Source organism: Streptomyces sp. A01, assembly GCF_059026195.1.
This window is the reverse complement of the sequence record NZ_JBWLKN010000005.1, coordinates 227,531-249,242: the sequence shown is the minus strand read 5'-3', so window position 1 is coordinate 249,242 and position 21,712 is coordinate 227,531. Positions and strand designations below refer to the sequence as shown.

Genomic DNA, 21,712 nt, shown 5'->3' with positions numbered 1-21,712 from the left:
GACCGCTCCGCCGCCCTCTCCTCTCCTCTTCGGGACAGCCAGTTCCGGCCGGTCGAAAGAGGCGGCGGACGCAGCGACGCCGTGAGACCGCGGCGGCGCGCCACGTGCGAACCCCCCATCGGAGACGTCATGACCAAGGCGCCCCACGACGGCGAGAGCGACAGAGCCACCCCCGCCCCCACCCCCACCTCAAGCCCCGGTCCCCTCCCCGGCGACCCGGACGGCACCTGTCTCCGTCCCTCCGACGCCCCGACGGACATGTCGTTCGCGGCCGTCTTCCGCGAGGCCCTGCGCCAGCGCGGCCTGTCCCTGGAACGGGTGCGCGACCGGCTGGAGGCGCAGGGCATCAGCATCAGCCTGGCCACGCTGAGCTACTGGCAGCGCGGCCGCAGCCAGCCGGAACGCGCGTTGTCGCTACGCGCCGTGGACGCCCTGGAAACCATCCTGACCCTCCCCGAGGGCGCCCTGCGCTCACTGCTCGGCCCGCACCGGCCCCGGGGACGAACGATGGCCGGACCGCTGGACCTGACCGCTTCCCAGCGGGTCTTCGGCGAGAACTCCCTGGTGGAGAGGGCGCTGGGCGAGGCGTTCGCGCACTTCAACGAGGACGTCAACTCGCTCACCATCCGCGAGACGGTGCGCCTGGACGAGAACCGGTGCATACGTGTCACCTCCGTGAACCAGGTGCTGCGCGCCCTGCACGACGGTGCCAGCCGGATGACGGTCGTGCACAGCATCGACGACATCGCCACGGAGTCGATCGACGTGAACGTGCGCTGCGGAAAGCTCGGCACGATGCGCTTTCTTCCGGAGCTGCGCAGCATCGTGGTGGAAATCCTCTTCGGCCGGGAACTGGCAAAGAACGAGACGGTGGTTATCGACTACGACATCACGCTCGGGCCCTCCCGGGAGATATCCACCTATCACGAGCGCCGCACCCGGGTGAACCTGCGCGAATACCTGCTGCACGTCTATTTCCACCCGGCGGCCATTCCGGTGGCCTGCCACCGCTATTACCGGGAGAAGATCGGCGCGGAGAAGCGGTACTCCCGGCGGATAGCACTGGACGTCTCCCATACCGCGCACATGCTTCCCGTCCGCTGCCCGGCCGGGATACACGGCATGTCATGGGAGTGGCCCGGCTAAGGGCCCGGACAATGCCCGATCAATACCCGGAACCCACGCCCGGGGCAATGCCCGTAACCGCGCCCGGGCAATGGTCCCGGACCAGGAACACACACCGGCGTGAGGGCGACTTCGGCAGCCGCCGGGACCGACCGGTCCACCAGGGACCGCGAATTACCGGGAGCGCGTACGGGCAGCGCGGGGGCGCCAAGGCGGAAGGGCAGAGTCAAGGCAGAACGGCAGAAGCACGGACGGCACAAGCACGGACGGCGGAAGCAGGGGCGGGGTCGGCACCCGGCCTGTGTCCGCCGTACGCATCCGGATGCCTACGGCGGGCGCAGACGGGGTTGCCGCCCCTGGGCTCCGTGGCGCCGTCCTTCGCCCTGCCTTAAGGATCTTCGTTCGCCACCTCCAAGTCAATCCATGGGTTTTCTTCCAACTACCCAAGACATAGCTTGGCTTCGTGACCCTTGATGATCTCCGCGCCTTCGTCGCCGTCTGTGACGCGGGCAGCCTCAGCGCCGTAGCGCGCGACCTGTCCTGCACCCAGTCCGCCGTCAGTCAGCGCGTCCGCCGCCTCGAACGGGAACTCGGCCTGCCCTTGCTGGAGCGCCAGCCGCGCGGCGTCGCCCCCACCCAGGCCGGACGGCTGCTGCGGCGGGCCGCCGCTGAAGGCATCGGGGCGCTCGATCTCGTACTGCGCCAGCTGCACGAGATCCGGCAGGGCGGCGCCGGAACGGTCCGGGTCACCACCGGCGCCATCTCCGTACGCCACTTCCTGTCCCAGGCCGTCGTCGCCTTCCGCGCCGAGCACCCGCAGGTCAGCCTGGAGTTCCAGACCTCCCACTCAAGCCGCGGCTGTATCGACGCACTGACCGCCGACACCGCCGACCTCGCCTGGATCACGATGGGCCCGCCGGTACGCGGCATCGAGCAGCGCACCGTGACCGAGCTGCCCTGGGTCCTCGCGGTCCGCGCCGACGACCCGCTCGCCGCACGCGCGACCATCGGCCGGGATGACCTCGCCGACATCCGGCACATCCGGTTGCCCGAGAACTCCGTCTCCCGGCGCTCACTGGACGGCCACTTCGCCCAGCAGGGCGCCGAACCCGACGCCACCACCAGCGTCGCCGACTGGGACACGGCGATGCTGCTCGCCGAACTCGGCCTCGGGCACGCCATCGTCCCCGCGCTCCCCGGCTGGCAGGCGGCCGAACACCAGGCGCTTCGCCTCATTCCGATACCCGCCCTGCCGCCGCTGGCGACCGGCTGGGCCGTACGGCAATGGGACACGCTGAGCCCAGCGGCGCTCGCCTTCGCCGAGGCCGTCACGAAAGCGGTGACGGAAGCGGCCCCTGGGAGTGGGGCCGGCGAAAGCAGCAGGAGCGACGGGAGCAACAGGAGCAGCAGGAGCAACAGCACGCGACCAGCGGAAAGGCTCTGAGGAGCTAGCGGGGGTCCGGGGGCTGGGGCGGTCCGGCAAGCTCGGGCGGCCCCGGCGGCCCGAGCAGCCCGGAGCTCCGGCAGCTCCGGCAGCTCCGGCAGCTCCGGCATTGTGGCGGGGGACACGGGAGCGACGTAGAGGCTCGCGGGGTGCCAGTTGTAGGATGATTGGGCAACCGGGTGATTGGCGAGGGAATGGCAGCCCGGCGGAGACGGCCCAGCGGCAGCGGCGGCGGGTCCCGGCCGGAGAGGGAGCACAGGCATGGCACTGCGGGCAGCGGGGCGGAAGTCCCTGGTGGACACCGTCGTGGAGCAGCTGCGCGCGCAGTTGTCGGACGGCGAGTGGAAGGTCGGGCAGCGTGTCCCGACCGAGCACGCGCTCGCCGAGCAGCTACAGGTCGGCAGGAACACCGTCCGCGAGGCGGTACGCGTCCTCGCGCACGCCGGAATGCTCCAGTCCCGGCAGGGCGAGGGCACCTTCGTTGTGTCCACGACCGATCCCGCCGACGTCATGCGCGGCATCCAGCGCGCCGGAATCCGGGATGTGCTGGAACTGCGGATCGCCCTGGAGGCGGAGGGTGCCCGGCTCGCCGCACTCCGCCACGAGCCCGCCGACCTCCAGCGGATGCGCGACGCGCTCGCCGCGCAGGCCGCGCTGGAGGACGCCGAGGGCCAGCCGCAGTGCGGAAACCTTGAGCTGTACGCGGACCATGACGTGGCCTTCCACACCGCTGTCGTCGACGCGGCGCACAACTCCGCGCTCAGCGCGACGTACGGCTGGTTCAGCAGTTCCGTTCGGGAGGCGCTGGTCACCGCACTCGGCGACCGCGACATGCCGCGCATCGTGCCCGGCGACCACCACGCCGTCGTGGACGCCATCGCCTCCGGCGACCCTGACGTGGCGGAATCGGCGGCCCGCGCGCTGCTGGACGCCCCGAAGCGGGCGGTCGAGGCGCTCCTCGCCCTGCCCGCGGCGGGCGATTGACGGCTGCCTGCCCGCCCTCCCCGCGTCCACCCGGCCGCACGGCCTGCGGCTGTCGTGGTCACCACGCGCCGGACCGGCTGGTTCCAAGCCCGTCTCCAATGCCGCGCCCAGCCGCGGCCACGTCCACCGCCGCGCCCGCCAGCACCAACTCCAGCACCAACCCCAGCACCCCCGAGAGGAACGCAAAGCTATGTCCGGGCCCAGGGCCATTCCCGACGCACCACTCATCGACGCGGAAGAGGACCTGACCCCGGCCCCACCCGTAGCCACCGCACGCCGCAGGCTGCGCGCGCACCCCGCGCTCGTCCTCGTCGGGATCGTCCTCGCTTCGCTCAACATGCGAGCCGCCCTCGCGGGCGTCTCACCGCTGCTCGGTGAGATCGGCGACGACTTTCACCTCGCCGCCACGGCGACCAGCCTGGTCACCACCATCCCGCTGATCTTCATGGGCGTGGCCTCCCCACTGGCGCCCCGGCTCGCCCGCCGCCTGGGCACCGAGACCGTGCTGCTCGGCGCGCTCGTTCTGCTCTGCGGCGGCATCCTGCTGCGCGTAGCGCCGCCCGTGGTCGCGCTCTTCGTCGGCGGCGCCTTCGTCGGTACGGCGATAGCCCTGCTCAACGTGTTGATGCCGGGCCTGGTCAAACGGGACTTCCCGGAGCGCGCGGCGGGCATGACCGCCCTTTACTCCACCTCAATGATCATCGGCGCGACCGCGTCGGCCGCCGCCGCCGTCCCGCTGGAGGACGCGCTCGGCGGCTGGCGCGGCTCGCTCGCCTCCTGGGCGCTGCTGGCCGCCGTCGCCGCCGCGCTCTGGGTCCCGCAGGCCGTCATCGCCCGCCGGGGCACCCACCATGGCGAGCCCGCCGCGACACCGGCCCACCCCGTCGGCGGTGTGGCGGAGTCCCAGCTCTCACGTAAGCCGCTGGCCTGGCAGATCACCCTCTTCATGGGCTCCCAGTCGCTCGTCGCCTACGTCATGATCGCCTGGCTGCCGACCATCTTCACCGACCACGGCATGAGCAAGTCCGCCGCCGGGCTCGTCTTCGCCTTCAGCACCCTTCTCCAGGGCGTCGGTTCGTTCGTCGTGCCGATGCTCGCCGGACGGATGCGCCGCCAGCGCGGGCTCGCTGTCACGGTCGCCGCGCTCATGGCGTGCGGCGTGGCCGGGCTGCTCATCGCGCCCGTCGGCGGAGCCTGGCTGTGGGCGACGCTGCTCGGCGTCGGCCAGGGCGGTGCGCTGGGTCTCGCGCTGACGATGATGGTGCTGCGCGCCAGTGACGCCCACACCGCCGCCCGGCTCTCCGGGATGGCGCAGACCTGGGGCTATCTCCTCGCCGCCGCCGGTCCGCTCGCGCTCGGCGCCGTGCACCAGCTCACCGGCGGCTGGACGCTGCCCCTGGCTCTGCTGCTCGCCGTCTGCGCCGGTCTCGCCACCCTCGGCCTGGGCGCCGGACGCAACCTCAAGCTCTGACGTGACGCTCGCTGACGTGACGCCCGGCCCGGACCGGGCCGCCGTCAACCGGGGTGCGGGCCAACGGGGCTACCTGTTGAGCCCGTACTCCCACCCCGTGCCGGAAACCGCCGCTTGCCGTCTGGAGACGGGACAGCTCGCCGTGGCGCGGCTCAGGCCCGGTGTATCTCCACTCCCTCCGGCAGCCCGAAGGACGTGAGCAGGTCGGAATACCAGCCGTCTCTGAACGCCACGTCCACCTGCTTGGCGTCGCCCGACAGACCGGCCTCGGAGGCCCAGTCCAGCGCGCAGGCGACGGCCTGCTCCCGGCGGTAGCCCCGCGGCAGTGTCTTGTACTCCTCGGCGGCCTCCTCCGAGAACACGCCCTGCCAGCAGCGGCCGGAGGGCGCCGCCGCGTAGGCGACCGCGCAGTCCTCATCCGCCACGTACACCGTCATGGCGGGCGCCCCCGTCACCGCCACGACATCGGTCACGGAGGGGCCAGGACAGACGCCCGACCGCTCATCGAGCCATATCTCCCGCCAGTCCCCCCGGACGTACTCCCCCAGCACCTGACGCCCGTGGGAGGCGATCGCGGGTGTTTTCGACAACGCGTCATCGCCCTTGGCGACGATGATCCATCCCCAGTACCCCATGCCCGAGACGCTACCCGCCACCTCTGACAACCGGCCCCCGGCCCCCTGCTTGCCCCGCTCGCCCACCAGGCCAACTGGCGCTTTCACGCCTCATGTTCGCCTCACGTTCACCCGTCTTCGCGAACGTCCACGCGCCGCGCCCGGCGGCCCGCCCCCACCCACGTGAGCGCGAGTCGCCGTGAGCGCGAGTCGCCGTGGCCGTATCCGTGTCCGTGGCCGGGTCCGTGGCCGCCGGGCTTGCCGGGCCGGCCGTTCGCAAGCACCGACCCGGCGCGGGGATCACTCCTCGCCCGCCAGGGTCAGGCTGCGCAGCCGCTGCCCCGCGTACCAGGTGGCGGCGAGGGTGACGCCGATCAGCAGGACGAGAGCGACCGGAAGGCCGACGTCCGAGGAGATGACACCGTCCGCGCCGATCTTCTCGGCGAGGGCGAGAGACCACTGCTGGACGCTGAGTGTCCGCGCGCCCGCGACGTAGGTGCCGAAGACGGACTCCCAGACCAGGGCGTACACCAGGCCGGCGACGACCGCGTGCCGGGTGACGGTGCCGAGGAGCAGGAAGATCGCGCTGTAGGCGATCGAGGCGAGGGCCGCGGCGCAGGTGTAAGCCGCGGCGATCTCCTGGTTGTTGCCGTTGAGGATCAGGCCCGCGATCAGGGTGGGAATCGCCGAGAAGGCCATCGTCACGCCGACCGCGACGAACAGCTTGGTGACGATGATCGATGGCCGCTTCACCGGCTTGGCCAGCAGATAGACCACCGAGCCGTCGTCGATCTCGGGGCCGATCGCGCCCGTACCGGCGATGACGCCGATCAGCGGCACCATGACGGAGAGCGCGAAGCCGCCGAGAACGCCGTCAGCTGTCTCGCTGTCCGCACCGGCCAGCAGCCGTACCGCGATCGAGATGACCAGCAGCAGGGCGGGCAGGGAGAACAGGATGAGCGCGCGGCGGCGGCCGAGCAGCGCCCGGTAGGTGAGCCGGGCGACCGTGGGGTTGTACATCGCAGTGGGCTCCTTGCGTTATGCCGCGACGAGGTAGGAGAAGACGCTCTCCAGGGACTCGTCGCTGGGCGAGACCGTGAGGAGTCGGATGCCGTGCTCGCGGGCGACGCGCGGCAGCAGTTCGGTGAACCGGTTGAAGTCGATGGCCTGGACGCGCAGGGCGTTGTCCGACGCGTCCACCTCGATGCCCGCGGTGGACGGGTCGGCGATCAGCGCGGCGGCGAGCGCGCGGTCGTCGCTGGACCGTACGAGGTAGCGGTGCGGCCGGTCCGTCATCAGGCGGCGGATCTTGCGGAAGTCGCCAGAAGCGGCGTGCCGCCCGGCGACGATCACCTCGATGTGCGAGGCGAGTTGCTCGACTTCTTCGAGGATGTGCGACGAGAAGAGGACCGTACGGCCCTCCGCTCCCATCCGCCGCAGCAGTTCCATCAGCTGCATGCGCTGGCGCGGGTCCATGCCGTTGAACGGCTCGTCCAGCAGCAGCACCGATGGCTCGTGGACCAGCGCGGACGCCATCTTCACGCGCTGCCGCATGCCCTTGCTGTACGTGGAGATCTTGCGGCTCGCCGCGGACTCCATCTCCACCGTGGCCAGCGCCCGCTGCGCGGCGGCCTTGGGCCCCGGCAGACCGTGCAACTCGGCGTTGGCGAGGACGAACTCGCCTCCCGTAAGGAAGTCGTACATCCCCTCCCGCTCGGGCACGATGCCGATCTGCCGGTACACCTGCTCGTTGCGCCAGATCCGCGCGCCGTCGAGCGTGACGCTGCCGGTCGAGGGCGCGAGGAAGCCGCCCATCATGTTGATCAGAGTGGACTTGCCCGCCCCGTTGGGGCCGAGAAGGCCGGTCACGCCGGGGCCGATGGAGACCGTCACGTCGTTGACGGCGACCACGTTGCCGAACCAGCGGGAGACGTTGTCGATGGTGATGGTGGTCACAGCCCGACCTTTCGGTAGCGGCGCGTCAGCAGGCCGTACGATCCCGCGATCACCGCGGCGAGTGCGAGGAGGTAGACGAGCCCGGCCCCGGTGCCCGGGCCGTACCCGCCCGGGAAGTTGGAGGAAGCGCCGAGGAACGCCGTGCTTACCCCGTCGATGAGCGTGATCGGCGAGAACAGCCCGAGCCAGCTGATCGCGCCGGTGCTGTCCTGGTCGTACGCGATGGCCTGCACGGTGCTGACGGCGCCGTACGAGATGGTCAGTACGGCGATGACGGCGGCGACACCGAAGCCTCGCCGGGGCGTGAGCGCCGCGATCACCAGGCCGAGCCCGGCGAAGAGCAGCGACAGGAGAGCGACGGAGACCATGCCTTGTGCGAACCCCTTGGTCTGTTCCGCGAAGTCGAGTTTGGCCAGCAGGGCTCCCACGTAAAGGATCACCACGGGTGTCGCCGTGAGGACGAACGTGGCGGACGCCATCGCGGCGTACTTCGCCAGGACGTAGTCCGTCGACTCGATCGGGCGCGAGAAGTAGAGCGGTACGGTCTTGAACCGCAGGTCGCGGGAGACCGACTGCGGTGCCTGGGAAGCGATGTAGAGGCCGATGACCGCCTGCAGGATGATCGCGTACCGGGTGTAGTCGACCGGGAGGTCCTTGCTGTTCGTGGCCACGGCGACCGCCACCATGATGCCGGCGGGCAGGCACATCACGGCGAACAGGATCATCGGCAGGACCTTGGACTTCGCGGAACGGCCCAGTCCGTACGCGCCGCGCAGGCTCTGCGAGAAGAGCGACCTGCGGGCGTACGCGCGGCCGAGGCGCGGTCCGTCGTAGTGGCGGTAGCCGATGTTGTGAATGACATCGGCGGGCGCCCCGCCGCGCACGGTGCCTTGCGTCTCAGGCGACATCGCTGCTGCCCCCTTCCTGCTGCTCGTGCTGGGGCCGCGCGTGCTGGGTCCGCACGGGCGCCGCCGCATCAGTGCGTTCGGTGCTTCCGGTGGTGCTGTCGGTCGTGCTGTCAGTGGTGCTTCCGGTGGTGCTCTCGGTGCGGAACACCTCGGCGATGCGGTGCCGGCGCTGTTCCATCCGCACCAGGCCGAGCCCGAGGCCGGCTACCGCGTCGCGTACCACGTCGTACGTCTCGTCGCCGCTGACCTCGACGAACAGCACATGGCCTGACGTCGGCGTACCGTCCGCCTCCCGTTCTGCGACCTTGGCGAGCAGCCCCGCCTTCTCCAGCGCGGCGCGCAACGCCGACGTGCCGTCCGGGTGCTCGTCGGAGTCCGTGACCTCGACCGCCAGCGAGGCCGTGGCCTGCGTGAAGTCGTCGGTCGACGAGGACCGCAGCAGCTTGCCGCCGTCGATGACCACCACGTGGTCGCAGGTGCGCTCCAGCTCACCGAGGAGGTGGGAGGTGACCAGGACCGATATGCCGAAGTCGGTGTGGATACGGCGGATCAGGCCCAGCATCTCGTCGCGGCCGACCGGATCGAGACCGTTGGTCGGCTCGTCGAGCAGCACCAGCTGCGGGTCGTGGACGAGCGCCTGCGCGAGTTTGACGCGCTGCTTCATACCGGTCGAATAGCCGCCGATGGGGCGATATCGCTCCTCGTACAGGCCGACATGGCGGAGCGTGTCCGCGGTGCGCTCACGCGCCGCGGACGGCGGCAGACCGGACATCCGCGCCATGTGGACGACGAACTCCGTCGCCGACACATCGGGCGGAAGGCAGTCATGCTCCGGCATGTAGCCGACCCGCTCCCGGATGGCTCCGCCCTCGGTGGCGACGTCGAGGCCGAGCACGGCGGCACGGCCCTCGCTGGCAGGGGACAGGCCGAGCAGGATCTTGATCAGGGTCGACTTGCCGGCCCCGTTGGCACCCACCAGGCCGGTCACGCCCGGGGTGATGTCAAGGGAGAGCCGGTCAAGCGCGGTCACCCTGGGGAACCGCTTGCTCAGGCCTTCGGTAGCGATCACAGTCACGTCATCGACGGTAGTAGCGCCTGCCCCGCGACACGTCACTCCAGATGGCTGGATCGCCCTACACCCATAGTCGGAGAACCCCGTAGGGGTGCTACCCCCCGCCCCCGAACCCAGCCCCCACCGCCCACCGCGGCCGTCCGGCGCTTGAGGACCCCCGCCCACTGCGCGGAAGCCGAAGCACCAACCAGGGCACAGAGCCCCACATGCCACTCCAGGCCCGCTCCAGCCCGTCCGGCACTTGAGGACAACCCGTGCACCGGGAGGCCGAAGCCTTGAGGGGACGCCCGGCAAATACAGCCCGTCCGGCGTTTGAGGACAAAGCACCGCCGGTGCGACAAGGCCCAGCCGCACCCCCACCCCCGCAACCCAAGCCCAGCCCGGCCAGCCCGGCCGAGGCAGAAGAAGGGCCCAAGAAGAACCGCAAGGCCCGCCGCAGGCGCTACGTGTTACCCACGGTTCTCCACAGGCCGGCTGAAGCTATTGACGTAACCGCCGCACATTGTCACATTCATCAGTGTCAACTTGCGGGTCGCGTTGCGAACGCCCCTCCCACCCTCTCCCCCGCCGCCGCCAGGCTCCAAGCTCCAGGGCAGGCGGCACAGGGAGGGGAGCGGCGGGAGGCCCATCGCTCAGGGACGGACGGGTGCCATGACATCAGCTGGGGACGAACGACTCAGCACGCGGCTCGGTGATCTCACGACCGAGCTGCGCGGATTCCGGGAGGTGCAGCGGCTCAGCTACGAGTGCGCTGAAGCCGTCGCCGCGCAGCTGCGACCGGGCGTGACCGAGCGCGAGGCGGCGCGCATGCAGCGGGAGTGGCTGCGGGAACGAGGCGTGAGCGACTGGTTCCACCTGCCGTTCGCCTGGTTCGGAGACCGCACGGCGTTCACGAACTTCCGGATACCGCTCCAGTTCTTCCCGACCAACCGGAAGTTGGAGCCGGGGATGCCGTTCATCCTCGACATGGCGCCCATCTACCGGGGATACACGGCGGACATCGGGTATTCCGGCTGCCTGGGCCCGAGCCCGCTGCACAACAAGCTGCTCGCCGACCTCGAAGCGCACCGCGAGCTGCTGCTGAGGGAGGTGCGCGAGCGCCGCTCGCTGCGTGAGATCTACGAGAACGTGGAACGGCTCATGGTGCGCCAGGGGTACGCGAACCGGCACCGGGCCTACCCGTTCGGGGTCATCGCGCACAAAGTGGACCGGGTCAAGGAGCGCCGCTGGTCGATGACCGCCTTCGGCTTCGGCACCCAGAGCCTCAAGGGCCTGGCCAGCGACGCGCTGCACGGTCACCGCGAGGGCTGGTCACCGCTCTGGAGCCCGTACCGGTTCTCTGACCACCCGCCGCAGCCGGGCCTGTGGGCGGTGGAACCGCACCTCGGTTTTCGGGGCGTGGGCGCGAAGTTCGAGGAGATCCTGGTCGTCACCGACTCCAAGGACCCCGAAGAGAGCGCTTTTTGGCTGGACGACGATCTGCCGCATGTGCGGCGCTGGGCAGAGGAGAAGGCCGCGTGAGCGAGGGACAGACCGGAGCGACCGACCCGGCGGAGCCGACCGGGGCAGCGGAAGCCACAGGAACGAGCGGCGCTTCGGGGATATCCGGAGCCGCCGGCGCGTCCGGTGCGCTGGCCGGGGCGACCGAGCGCTGGGTGTCCACGGGCGGCGTGCAGCTGTGCGTGGCCGAGCTGGGTGACCGCTCGCAGCCCACCCTGGTGCTGGTGCACGGCTTCCCGGACAGCAAGGAGGTGTGGAGCGAGGTCGCACGGCGGCTGGCCGACCGCTTCCACGTCGTGCTGTACGACCTGCGGGGCTGCGGACGCTCCAGCGCGCCGAAGCCGCTGCGCGGCGGGTACACCCTGGAGAAGCTGACCGACGACTTCCTGGCCGTGGCCGACGCCGTGAGCCCGTCCAAGCCCGTGCACCTGATCGGCCACGACTGGGGTTCCGTGCAGGGCTGGGAGTTCGCCACCGTCAAGCGCACCGAAGGCCGCATCGCCTCCTTCACGACCATGTCAGGGCCCTGCCTCGACCACCTGGGCATGTGGCTGAAGAAGCGCGCCGCGCGGCCGACCCCGCGCCGGATCGGCCAGCTGTTCGGCCAAGGCGTCAAGTCCTGGTACGTGTACGCGTTCCACACCCCCGTCCTCCCCGAGGCGATGTGGCGCGGGCCGCTCGCGAAGACCTGGCCGAAGCTGCTGCGGCGCGTGGAGAAGACCCCCGGTCGTGACCAGCCCGGTGGCGACTACCCGACATCGTCGCTGCCAACGGACGGCGCACACGGCGTGTGGATGTACCGGGACAACATCAGGGCCCGGCTGCGCCGCCCCCGCACCGACGCGTACGCGCATGCCCCGGTCCAGCTCATCCACCCCACCGGCGACATATTCGTCTCCGAGAAGGTCTTCGACGAGCTGGAGCTGTGGGCCCCCCAGCTCACGCGGCGCAGCCTCGCGGCGAAGCACTGGGCCCCGCGCACGCGCCCTGACCAGCTCTCCGCGTGGATCGCGGAGTTCGTGACGACGGTCGAGTCGGGCAGTCCGGCGAAGGAGCCCGTGGCCTCCAGCCCCCACGCGGCGCGGTTCGGTGGCCAGCTGGTGCTGGTGACGGGCGCGGCCAGCGGCATCGGCCGGGCCACCGCGTTCGCCTTCGCGGAAGCGGGCGCGCGCGTCATCGCCGTGGACAGGGACGCGGAGGGCGCGGCGCGCACAGCGGAGATGGCACGGCTGATCGGCGCCCCCGAAGCGTGGGCCGAGATCGTGGACGTCTCCGACGAACAGGCGATGGACAAGCTCGCCGCCAAGGTGGCCTCCGCGTACGGCGTGGTGGACGTGCTGGTCAACAACGCCGGGATCGGCATGTCCGGCAGCTTCATGGACACCACCACGGAGGACTGGCAGAAGGTACTCGACGTCAACCTGTGGGGCGTCATCCACGGCTGCCGGACCTTCGGCAAGCAGATGGCCGAGCGCGGCCAGGGCGGCCACATCGTCAACACCGCCTCGGCGGCCGCCTACCAGCCCTCCCGGCTGCTGCCCGCGTACAGCACGTCCAAGGCCGCCGTGCTCATGCTCAGCGAGTGCCTGCGCGCCGAGCTGGCGGGCCAGGGCATCGGTGTCTCCGCGATCTGCCCCGGCATCGTCAATACCAGCATCACCACCACCTCCCGCTTCGTCGGGGTCGACAAGGAGGAGGAGAAGCGCCGCCAGACCCGCAGCGCCCGGCTGTACGGCAAGCGCAACTACCCACCGGAGAAGGTCGCTGACGCGATTCTGCGGGCCGTCGTGCGTAACCAGGCCGTCGTGCCGGTGACACCCGAGGCGCGCGGCTCCCTGCTCATGTCCCGCTTCGCGCCCAAGGCGCTGCGGGCGGTCGCCCGGATCGACCCGCCGATGTAAGCCGATGTCAGCGGGCGCGGTGCCCAAGAGGCGGCCCCAGCCGGGAAGGCGGGCAGCCGGGCGGTGAAGTCCGGGAGCGAAGGGTTCAGGAGTGAAGGATCAGGGAGGAGGGTCGGCCATGACCGGACGGCCGGAGAAGACCAGCGAGACCGTTCCCATAACGCCGCGTCGGGTCTCATTCGACTGGCATGAGACGCCACTGCACTGGATACCGGGCGAGCCGACAGCGACGCACGTCATCAACGTGCTGCATCTGCTGCTTCCCGCCGGTGAGCGGTGGTTCGTCAAGGTCTTCAAGGAGGGCCTGCCGCTGGTCACCGACCCGGAGCTGCTGAAAGACGTGAAGGGCTTCATGGGACAGGAGGCCACTCACAGCACGCAGCACGCGCACGTGCTGGAGCACCTCGCCGCCCAGGGCCTGGACACCGAGCCGTACACACGGCATGTCGAGTTCCTCTTCACCGTGCTCCTCGGCGAGAAGCCTCCGTTCGGCGTTCCGGTACCCGCCCAGGAGTGGCTGCGTTTCCGGCTGGCGCTCGTCGCGGCCATAGAGCAGTTCACCGCCGTGCTGGGGGACTGGGTGCTGCGCGCCGAAGGCCTGGACGCGGCGGAGCCCGACCCGGTCATGCTCGACCTGCTGCGCTGGCACGGCGCCGAAGAGGTCGAGCACCGCTCGGTGGCCTTCGACATGTACCAGCACAGCGGAGGCGATGGCCTGGCCCGCTATGTCCGTCGGCTGGCTGCCATGGGGGCCGTCGCACCCGTGCTGCTGTGGCTCTGGGCGTGGGGCGCGGCCTTCCTCATCCGCCACGACCCCCAGCTCGCCGGCCGGCTGCGGTATTCGCTGCGTGAGCACAACCGGGCTGTGGCCAAGGGCCTGCTCCCGACCTGGGGCGAGCTGGGGCGTGCCATACCCCGATACTTCAAACGGTCGTATCACCCCTCCCAGGAGGGGTCGCTGCGCCGGGCCGTCGCCTACCTGGCGGTGTCCCCGGCGGCTCGGAGCGCGGCTGGCGCCATCGGCCGGGCCGCGATGTGAGGAATGGATGAACCCTTGACCGAGCAACGCCCGGCCGCCGCCCGCTCAACAGAGCCCGGCGCGGCCGACCGGTCGGCGGACGACCCCGCCGCCCCCGGCGAACACGGCACGGCGGGACCGGCCGCCGAGTACCGCATCGAGGACCTGGCCCACCAGAGCGGCGCCACCGTCCGGACCATCCGCGGCTACCAGGACCGCGGGTTGCTGCCCAGGCCGGAGCGGCGCGGCCGGGCGAACGTGTACGGGGACGAGCATCTGGCCCGGCTGCGGCAGATCGCGGACCTGCTCGACCGTGGCTACACACTCAGCAGCATCAAGGAACTGCTGGAGGCGTGGGACGCGGGGCGTGGGCTCGGCGGGATTCTCGGTCTTGTCGCCGAGGTGGACGGCCCGTGGAGCGATGAGGAAGCCGTCCGGGTCACGCGCGCGGAGCTGAGTGACCGATTCGGCGGCAGCCCCAACGAGGCGGCCATCGCGGAGGCCGTCGAGCTGCACATCCTGGAGACCGTGCCCGGCAGCCCCGACGAATTCCTCGTGCCGAGCCCGCAAGAGCTGGCGGTCGCCGCCGAGCTGCACATGGCGGGGGTGCCGCTGCTCGCCATCGCCGACCACGTACGGGAACTGCGGGGGCAGGTCGAGCACATCGCGGGCCGTTTCCTCGACTTCACCACCGAGCACGTCTTCCAGCAGTATCTCGACCACCCTCCGACGGACGCCGAGGCTGAGGAGGCCGCCCACCTCATCCGCCGCTTCCGGCCCCTGGCCCAGCAGACCATCGACGCCGAGCTGGCCCGTGCCATGCGGACCCTGGCGACGCGCCATCTCCAGCACCACCTGGACCAGCTCAGCCACCAGGGCCCCACCCCGGCCCGTCCCACCGGCCACGCCGAGCCCGCCCCCCATGCCGTGACGACCGATCCCGACCCCGACCCCGACGCCAATTCCAGCTCAAGCACCAGCCCAAGGACCAGTGACGCCACCGCCACCGCCACCGCCATCGGTACCGGTGGCGGCCCGGACGCGGAGCCCGTGACGCTGCCCGTCGGCACTGTGCGAGCCGTGCGGGACCTGGTCGGTGCGGAGAACGCCGCCGCGTTCATCGCGGCCGCCGCCGAACGGGAGGTCCGAGCCCGCCGCATGGACCAGCTCGCGGCAGGCCAGAGGCCGTCCGGCTGAGCGGCCAGGCACCGAGGGCACCGGCCTGCTTCTCCCGGTCGTGCGGCATCATCGGTAGGTATGGACCACGGGGACTTCACCAGCACGGGCAGGACCGGTGGCGCCGGGGGCGGCCAGGACGGCACCAGCACAGAGGGAGCCGTCGTCGCGATCCGGGCGACCGCTGAGCGGCATGGCCGGGAGGTCGTGGTCGAGCACGCGATCGGCGTCGATCAATCCTCGCGCCGGTCCGCGGCCGACGCGTTCGCGGTCACGGACCCGGACGGCTCGCTTCCGCATGAGGCGTTCATCGAGATCAACGGAAAGCCCACGATCGAGATCCATGTCTTCGCCGAGGGCGACGCCGGCATCACCGTGGACGACGTCGAGTTCACCGGTGTTCCCCGTGGTCAGGTGCCCGCCTTCCTGGAGTCGGTGTACGGCGGGGTCGCGCATGTGAAGGTGCGGTTGTTCCCGCCGCACCAGGCGCTCGTCGTGCCGCTGCCCGGCGACACGACGTACAAGGAACCCATCCTCGCGCCTCATGGCCTGACTGACTGGCTGCACAGCGTCGCCCGCTGACCCCGCCCGTCTCGCGGGGATGCCAGCCCCCGCCACGGGGCATCGCTCACCGGCTCGCGAGCCAGGGGCAGACACCGGCGGCGTCCGCTACAAGCCGGGCGCGCCCCAGACCGGGAACCAGCGGCCGAGGTCCTTCTCGATCCGCAGGTCGTCCGTGAGCAGTGCGCGTACCTGGAGTTCGAGCGGATTGTCGCGCTTGTCGTGGGCGCCGGGCAGCGGGGCGAAGGGGTAGAAGGTGCCGCGCTTGTAGAGGTAGACCAGTGCGAGCGGCCTTCCCCCGGTGTCGCGGAAGCTCATCAGCGAGCAGAGCAGCTGCGGCCCGAATCCCCCGTCGTGGAGCGTGGTGTTGACGGCGTGCAGGTCGTTGACGAGGGACGCGGTGTCGTCGGGGGTGTGGCGTGTCAGCAGCCAGGTGTAGCCGTACGCGTCCTCGCTGAACTCCACGGGAATTCCGCCGCGCTCGGTGTCGGCGTCGAGCAGGTCCCGTACGTCCTGCTGGAGTTGGGTGAAGGCGCCGCCCTCGACGCTGGCGAAGCACACCGACCCCAGGCCGGTCGGGGTGAATCCCGCGCCCGCCTGGAGCGTGATCGCCGCCGAGGGAAGCGCGAAAAGCTGGTCCAGGTCGGGGCGGACCGGCTTGCTGCGGCCGAGCAGGGTGTCCAGGAAGCCCACGGCGGTACGTCCTTCCAGCGAGTACGGAAACGGTGCGGCGGGTCGCGTCGAACGAGGTCGTGGCGGGCACCCCACGCGCGAGCACGTCAGAGGCGGGCACCTTACGCGCGGGCATGTCAGGGGCGGCCGAGCTGGGCGGATATCCGGCCCAGCTGGTCGAGGCGCTGTTCCAGCGTCGGGTGCGAGGAGAACAGCTTGCTCAGGCTCGCCCCGGAGAGCGCGGGAGCGAAGTAGAAGGCGTTGTACGGCTCGGCCTTGCGCAGGTCGCGGGTGGGGATCTGGGCCATCTGGCCGGTCACCTTGGTGAGCGCGGCGCCGAGTGCCGAGGGCCGCCCGGTCAGCAGGGCGGCGGCACGGTCGGCGGACAGTTCGCGATACCGGGACAGCAGCCTGGTCAGCAGGAAGCTGATGACGTAGACGACGGCGCTGACCAGCGGGATGACCAGCAGGGCGATGCCGACGTTGTGGTCGCGGCTGTTACCCCGGGTGAGAGAGCCCCACAGGGCGACACGGGTGACAAGACCGGCCAGCACACCCAGGAACGAGGCGATGGTCATCACCGCGACATCCCGGTGGGCGACGTGCGACAGCTCATGCGCGAGGACGCCCTCCAGCTCCTCCGGCTCCAGTCGCCGCAGCAGCCCTGTGGTCGCGCAGACGAGTGCTTTGCGCTGGTTGCGGCCGGTGGCGAAGGCGTTCGGTACGTCGGTGTCGGCGATGGCCACGCGCGGCTTCGGCATGTCGGCGAGGGCGCACAGCCGGTCCACCGCACCGTGCAGCTCGGGCGCCTCCTGCGGAGTGACCTCGCGGGCTCCCATGCTGAACGCCGCGATGCGGTCGCTGAACCAGAACTGGGCGACGAACATACCGCCCGCGATCAGCACGATCAACGGCCACGCGTTGCCCAGCAGCGCCACCAGCACGCCGACGAAGACCACGTAGAGCAGGCCGATCAGGAACATCGTGCTGACCATGCGCGTGGCCAGCCCCCGGTCAGGAGCGAATCGTGTGCGTGCCATGAGCCCTCCTCTGCCGTCTCCTCCGATTGTCCCGCTTTGCTGGATAATCGGAGCATAAGCACCGCTGTGGAGGGCCAGCCGACGCTTCCCGGTGGCCTCACGAGCCCCGGAAGGTTGCTTGCGAAGCGGCGTTTCGGGGCCCGTAGGCTCTGGAAGATGAGTCTGCGCCTGAGCACCGTGATCCTGCCCGTCCGCCGCTGGCATGAAGGAGGCCGCGACCAGTGGACGCGCGCCGAAGAGCTGGGCTTCCAGACCGCGTACACCTATGACCACCTGTCCTGGCGCACCTTCCGCGACGGCCCGTGGTTCGGCGCCGTCCCCACGCTGACCGCGGCGGCGGCGGCCACCGAGCGGCTGCGCCTGGGGACCCTGGTCACCTCGCCCAACTTCCGGCACCCCGTCACCCTCGCCAAGGAGCTGATCTCGCTCGACGACATCTCCGGCGGGCGGATCACGCTCGGCATCGGGGCCGGTGGCAACGGGTTCGACGCCACCACGCTCGGCCAGGAGCCGTGGACCCCGCGCGAGCGAGCCGACCGCTTCGGCGAGTTCGTGCCGCTCCTCGACCGCCTGCTCAGCGAGGATGTCGTCAGCCACGAGGGCACGTACTACTCCGCTCACGAGGCCCACAACATCCCTGGCTGCGTGCAGCGGCCCCGGCTTCCCTTCGCGGTGGCGGCGACCGGCCCCCGGGGGATGCGGCTCGCGGCGCGCCACGGCCAGGCGTGGGTGACCACGGGCGACCCGAAGGTGTCCGAGGCGGGCACGCCCGAGCAGTCCCGGGAGGCGATCCGCGGGCAGCTCGACAAGCTCGGCGCGGCGTGCGCGGACATCGGCCGGGATGTCAGCGAGATCGACAAGGTCCTCCTCACGGGATTCACCCCGGACCGCGATCGCCCGCTGGAGTCCCTGGACGCGTTTGTCGACTTCGCCGGTCGGCACGCCGAACTCGGCATCACCGAGATCGCCGTCCACGCCCCGATCCCGGACTCGGACTTCGCCGCCGACCAGGCCGTCTTCGAGAAGATCGCCACCGAGGCACGGGCCCAGCTCGCCTGATACGCGTCTGGTGTCACCTGATACGCGTCTGGGAGGCCGGAGGAACGGGCGAGGCAAGCGGACGGCGGACGGCGGACGGACGGCAGGCGGACGGTGGCAAGGCGTGGGACCGGGCGTGCGGGCACGCGGGCGGGCGGGCGCAGGCCGTAGACGCTCCCGCCCGCACGCGTGTACGCCCATGCGGAAGGATGGAAGCTGTGACTCCAGCTACCGAGCAGCCTGAGCCCCCCACCTCCGACGGCATCACCGACGCCGGCACCACCCCGCACCGCGCCGTCGGTGACGGCGCTCCGCAGGGTGATCCCGCCCCCACCGCTCCCCGGCTGATCGCGACCGACCTCGACGGCACCCTGCTGCGCGACGACAAGTCGGTCTCCGACCGCACCGTCGCCGCCCTGGCCGCGGCCGAGGCGGCGGGCATCGACGTCTTCTTCGTCACCGGCCGCCCGGCCCGCTGGATGGGCGTCGTCAGCGATCATCTGCACGGTCACGGCCTGGCGATCTGCGCGAACGGGGCCGCCGTCGTCGACTTCCGCCAGGGCGCGCGCTTCGTCAAGGTCCGGCCTCTGCTCGCCAAGGACGCGCTGGCCGTCGTGCAGGCCCTGCGCACGGTGGCGCCTGGCACGGCGTTCGCGGTGGAGCGGACCGGCGGCATCCACCATGAGCCGCAGTACCCGCCACTCGCCTTCGACGCGGCCGCGGAGATAGGCCCCGCCGAGAAGCTGCTCTCCGAGGACTCCGAACAGGCCGACCAGCCCGTACTCAAGCTGCTCGCCTTCCACCCCGACCTCACTCCCGACGCATTCCTGGAGCTGGCCCGTACGGCTGCGGGGGCGCACGCGTCCTTCACCCGCTCCAGCGTCACCGCGCTGCTGGAGATCAGCGGGCTCGGTGTCAGCAAGGCCAGCACCCTCGCGCAGTGCTGCGCGGAACGCGGCATCGCGCCCGAGGAGGTCATGGCCTTCGGCGACATGCCCAACGACCTGGAGATGCTGTCCTGGGCGGGCATGTCGTACGCGATGGCCAACGCGCACCCCACGGTGCTGGCCGCGACCACGCGGCAGGCGCCGATGAACAACGACGACGGGGTGGCCGCCGTGATCGAGAGCGTGCTGAAGCGGTAGCGAGCCCGGAACGGTCAGCGCGCGAAGCTCAGAGCAGAACCCCCAGCGGGGGCGGAAACCCAAGGCAGCAGACCAGGCGGCCGAGCCGGGGGCTCAGAGCGGCGGCTCAGAGCCGGGGCTCGGGACACGGGCTCGGGGCAGGGGTCAGAAGCTCAGAGCGGGGCTTCCCACGTCACCGTCGTCCCGCCGCGCCCGCGCCCCTCCGCCGCGGAGACGGAGGCGTCAGCATCGCTCTGACCCTGGCTGCCACCATCGCCGTCGCCATCGCCGTCGCCATCGCCGCGCAGTCCGTCCTCGGGGTCACCACTGCCGAGGCCAGGGCCGTACGTACTCGTACCGCCCAGCGCCTCCGCTCGCCGGGCCAGGTTCCGCAGGCCGCTGCGGCGGCCACCCTCGGGAATGCCCACACCGTCGTCGGCGACCGTCAGCCGTACCCCTTCCCGGCCGTCCGCCAGCCGCACCGTCGCGTCCACGACCACCTCGATACGTGAGGCGTGCGCGTGCCGGAAGGCGTTGGACAGCGCCTCACGCAGCGCCGCGATGAGATTCCTGCCGGTCAGCTCGCTGACACGAGCGTCCACCGCCCCGACGAAGGTCGCCGACGGCTGGAAGCCGAGCGGAACCGCCGCTGTGCCGACCTCCCGGAGCACCCGCGTCCGCAACCCGGAAGGCGCCTCCGCCGGGCCCTGCTGGAGGGCGAAGATGGCGGTACGCACCTCCTGGATGGTGGCGTCCAGTTCGTCCACCGCCTTGTCGATCTTCTCCCAGACCGCCGGCACCTCCGCCTTGCGCTGCGCGCCCTCCAGCATCATCCCGGTCGCGAACAGTCGCTGAATCACCAGGTCATGCAGGTCGCGGGCGATCCGGTCCCGGTCCTCGTACACGGCGAGCCGCTCGCGGTCGCGCTGCGCCTCGGCGAGTACGAGCGCGAGCGCGGCCTGCGCCGCGAACTGGGTGGCAAGGGTCCGTTCGGTGTCGGTGAAGGGGCGCGCACCGCGTTGCCGGGGGGTGGTGAGGATGCCCAGTACGCGCTTGCCGCTGCGCAGCGGCAGCATCATGCTCGGCCCGAAACGGTGGGAAACGCTGGTGGTCATGCGCGGGTCGGTCGCCGAATCCTCGACGAAGACCGGTTCGCCGCGCATGAGCTGGGGCACGATCGGCGCGTCCGGCGAAATGACCGTGCCGAGCAGACCGTGCGGGTCCTCGGCGTCCACCGCGACGATCTCCAGCCCGCCGTTCCCCGTGGGCAGCAGCACGATGCCAGCCGTGGAACCGGCCAGCCGCCTGGCCTTCTCGGCGACCACCACGAGCGCGTCCTCGGCGTCGTTGCCGGACAGCAGCGAGGTCGTCAGCGCTACGGAGCCGTCGATCCAGCGCTCACGCTGCCGGGTCTCCTCGTGGTGTCTGGCGTTGCCGATGGCGAGCCCGGCCTCGACCGCGAGCACGCGCACCATGTGCAGATCGGCTTCGCTGAACGCGCCACCGCCGCGCTTCTCGGCGAGATACAGATTGCCGAAGACCTCGCCTCGCACGCGGATCGGCACGCCCAGGAACGTGCCCACCGGCGGGTGCGGCGCCGGAAAGCCCGCCGCTCCCGGATCGTCCGTGAAGTCGGCGAGGAGCACCGGTTCCGGCTGGTGGATGAGCGCGCCGAGCTTCCCGCGCGCGTCGTCGGAGAGCCCGCCGACGCGCTCCCCGGCCTCGTCGGTCACGCCGTACGTGATGAAGTCCGACAGCCCCTTTCCCTTGGCGTCGACCACCCCGATGGCGGCGTAGCCCGCGTCGGCCAGCTCGGCGGCGGTCTCCGCGAGACGGTCGAGAGTGACGCACAGGTCAAGGCCGGTGCCGATGGACCGCATGGCCTCCAGCAGCCTCGGGACGCGCGCCGTCAGCTCGGTGGACAGGCCCCGCAGCCCGCGGGTCGCCGCGGTGGCGATCTCCAGCGACTCATCCGCGGCGGCATGGGAACCCACCGTGCCCGACGACGGTCCGGACGGCTGGGCCGGTCGGGCAGGCTCGCCTGGCTGGCCTGATCCGGCTGGTTCGGTGGGCGGGGGTGCTGCCTGGGCTGCCATGACCTTGAGAGT

The 21,712-nt window shown here is 71.1% G+C and carries 19 protein-coding genes; 11 read left to right on the top strand and 8 right to left on the bottom strand.

The annotated features are described in order from the left end of the window. Positions 1–129 precede the first annotated feature (129 nt). The 4 genes from AC5P1B_RS08965 to AC5P1B_RS08950 all read left to right on the top strand — a co-directional run bounded on the left by AC5P1B_RS08965 (position 130) and on the right by AC5P1B_RS08950 (position 5,024). Positions 130–1,146, top strand: a complete 1,017-nt coding sequence (locus tag AC5P1B_RS08965; RefSeq protein ID WP_493886055.1) for a helix-turn-helix domain-containing protein — start codon at positions 130–132, stop codon at positions 1,144–1,146. A gap of 442 nt (positions 1,147–1,588) precedes the next feature. Beyond that, entirely contained in the window at positions 1,589–2,569 is a 981-nt protein-coding gene (locus AC5P1B_RS08960) for a LysR family transcriptional regulator (protein WP_493886054.1), read from the top strand. Positions 2,570–2,830: 261 nt separating this feature from the next. Further along, positions 2,831–3,553, top strand: coding sequence for a FadR/GntR family transcriptional regulator (locus AC5P1B_RS08955; protein WP_493886052.1), 723 nt, complete (start codon positions 2,831–2,833; stop codon positions 3,551–3,553). 190 nt (positions 3,554–3,743) lie between these two features. Then, positions 3,744–5,024, top strand: a complete 1,281-nt coding sequence (locus tag AC5P1B_RS08950; RefSeq protein WP_493886051.1) for a CynX/NimT family MFS transporter — start codon at positions 3,744–3,746, stop codon at positions 5,022–5,024. 152 nt (positions 5,025–5,176) lie between these two features. Here AC5P1B_RS08950 and AC5P1B_RS08945 read toward each other — a convergent pair whose 3' ends face one another. The 5 genes from AC5P1B_RS08945 to AC5P1B_RS08925 form a co-directional block, all read right to left on the bottom strand. Then, positions 5,177–5,659, bottom strand: a complete 483-nt coding sequence (locus AC5P1B_RS08945) for a hypothetical protein (RefSeq protein WP_493886049.1) — start codon at positions 5,657–5,659, stop codon at positions 5,177–5,179. A 279-nt stretch (positions 5,660–5,938) separates the two neighbouring features. After that, positions 5,939–6,658 (bottom strand): ABC transporter permease, encoded by a 720-nt coding sequence (locus AC5P1B_RS08940; RefSeq protein ID WP_493886048.1) that lies wholly within the window; start codon positions 6,656–6,658, stop codon positions 5,939–5,941. An 18-nt stretch (positions 6,659–6,676) separates the two neighbouring features. Then, complete coding sequence (locus tag AC5P1B_RS08935; RefSeq protein WP_493886047.1) at positions 6,677–7,594, bottom strand: ABC transporter ATP-binding protein; 918 nt, start codon at positions 7,592–7,594, stop codon at positions 6,677–6,679. Further along, on the bottom strand, positions 7,591–8,502 hold the full coding sequence (locus tag AC5P1B_RS08930) for an ABC transporter permease (RefSeq protein WP_493886046.1): 912 nt from the start codon (positions 8,500–8,502) through the stop codon (positions 7,591–7,593). Before AC5P1B_RS08930 ends, AC5P1B_RS08935 begins: the two co-directional genes overlap by 4 nt. Next, positions 8,492–9,577 carry an ABC transporter ATP-binding protein gene (locus tag AC5P1B_RS08925; protein WP_493886044.1) on the bottom strand — a complete coding sequence of 362 codons (1,086 nt, stop codon included), beginning with the start codon at positions 9,575–9,577 and terminating at the stop codon, positions 8,492–8,494. The genes AC5P1B_RS08930 and AC5P1B_RS08925 overlap by 11 nt, the downstream gene beginning before the upstream one ends. Positions 9,578–10,225: 648 nt before the next feature. Here AC5P1B_RS08925 and AC5P1B_RS08920 point away from each other — a divergent pair. From AC5P1B_RS08920 to AC5P1B_RS08900, 5 genes are all read left to right on the top strand, one after another. After that, on the top strand, positions 10,226–11,095 hold the full coding sequence (locus AC5P1B_RS08920; protein WP_493886043.1) for a M24 family metallopeptidase: 870 nt from the start codon (positions 10,226–10,228) through the stop codon (positions 11,093–11,095). An 80-nt stretch (positions 11,096–11,175) separates the two neighbouring features. Then, positions 11,176–12,975 carry an SDR family oxidoreductase gene (locus tag AC5P1B_RS08915; protein ID WP_493886196.1) on the top strand — a complete coding sequence of 600 codons (1,800 nt, stop codon included), beginning with the start codon at positions 11,176–11,178 and terminating at the stop codon, positions 12,973–12,975. Between the two features lie 118 nt (positions 12,976–13,093). Further along, a complete protein-coding gene (locus tag AC5P1B_RS08910; RefSeq protein WP_493886042.1) occupies positions 13,094–14,014 on the top strand; it encodes a metal-dependent hydrolase in 921 nt (306 codons plus the stop codon). Between the two features lie 135 nt (positions 14,015–14,149). Then, positions 14,150–15,190: a MerR family transcriptional regulator gene (locus AC5P1B_RS08905; protein WP_493886195.1), complete on the top strand. Its 1,041-nt coding sequence runs from the start codon at positions 14,150–14,152 to the stop codon at positions 15,188–15,190. A gap of 60 nt (positions 15,191–15,250) precedes the next feature. Beyond that, a complete protein-coding gene (locus tag AC5P1B_RS08900; RefSeq protein ID WP_493886041.1) occupies positions 15,251–15,751 on the top strand; it encodes a hypothetical protein in 501 nt (166 codons plus the stop codon). Positions 15,752–15,838: 87 nt separating this feature from the next. Here AC5P1B_RS08900 and pspAB read toward each other — a convergent pair whose 3' ends face one another. Then, complete coding sequence (gene pspAB / locus AC5P1B_RS08895; RefSeq protein ID WP_493886040.1) at positions 15,839–16,423, bottom strand: PspA-associated protein PspAB; 585 nt, start codon at positions 16,421–16,423, stop codon at positions 15,839–15,841. Between the two features lie 116 nt (positions 16,424–16,539). Further along, the gene (gene htpX / locus AC5P1B_RS08890) at positions 16,540–17,442 is read right to left on the bottom strand and encodes a zinc metalloprotease HtpX (RefSeq protein WP_493886039.1); all 903 of its coding nucleotides are present in this window, start codon (positions 17,440–17,442) and stop codon (positions 16,540–16,542) included. Positions 17,443–17,598: 156 nt separating this feature from the next. Between htpX and AC5P1B_RS08885 the strand changes: the two genes are divergently transcribed. Further along, on the top strand, positions 17,599–18,501 hold the full coding sequence (locus AC5P1B_RS08885; RefSeq protein ID WP_493886038.1) for an LLM class flavin-dependent oxidoreductase: 903 nt from the start codon (positions 17,599–17,601) through the stop codon (positions 18,499–18,501). Between the two features lie 188 nt (positions 18,502–18,689). Beyond that, the gene (locus tag AC5P1B_RS08880) at positions 18,690–19,625 is read left to right on the top strand and encodes a Cof-type HAD-IIB family hydrolase (protein WP_493886037.1); all 936 of its coding nucleotides are present in this window, start codon (positions 18,690–18,692) and stop codon (positions 19,623–19,625) included. Positions 19,626–19,777: 152 nt separating this feature from the next. Here AC5P1B_RS08880 and AC5P1B_RS08875 read toward each other — a convergent pair whose 3' ends face one another. Continuing rightward, complete coding sequence (locus tag AC5P1B_RS08875; RefSeq protein WP_493886036.1) at positions 19,778–21,700, bottom strand: GAF domain-containing sensor histidine kinase; 1,923 nt, start codon at positions 21,698–21,700, stop codon at positions 19,778–19,780. Between the last annotated feature and the right edge of the window lie 12 nt (positions 21,701–21,712).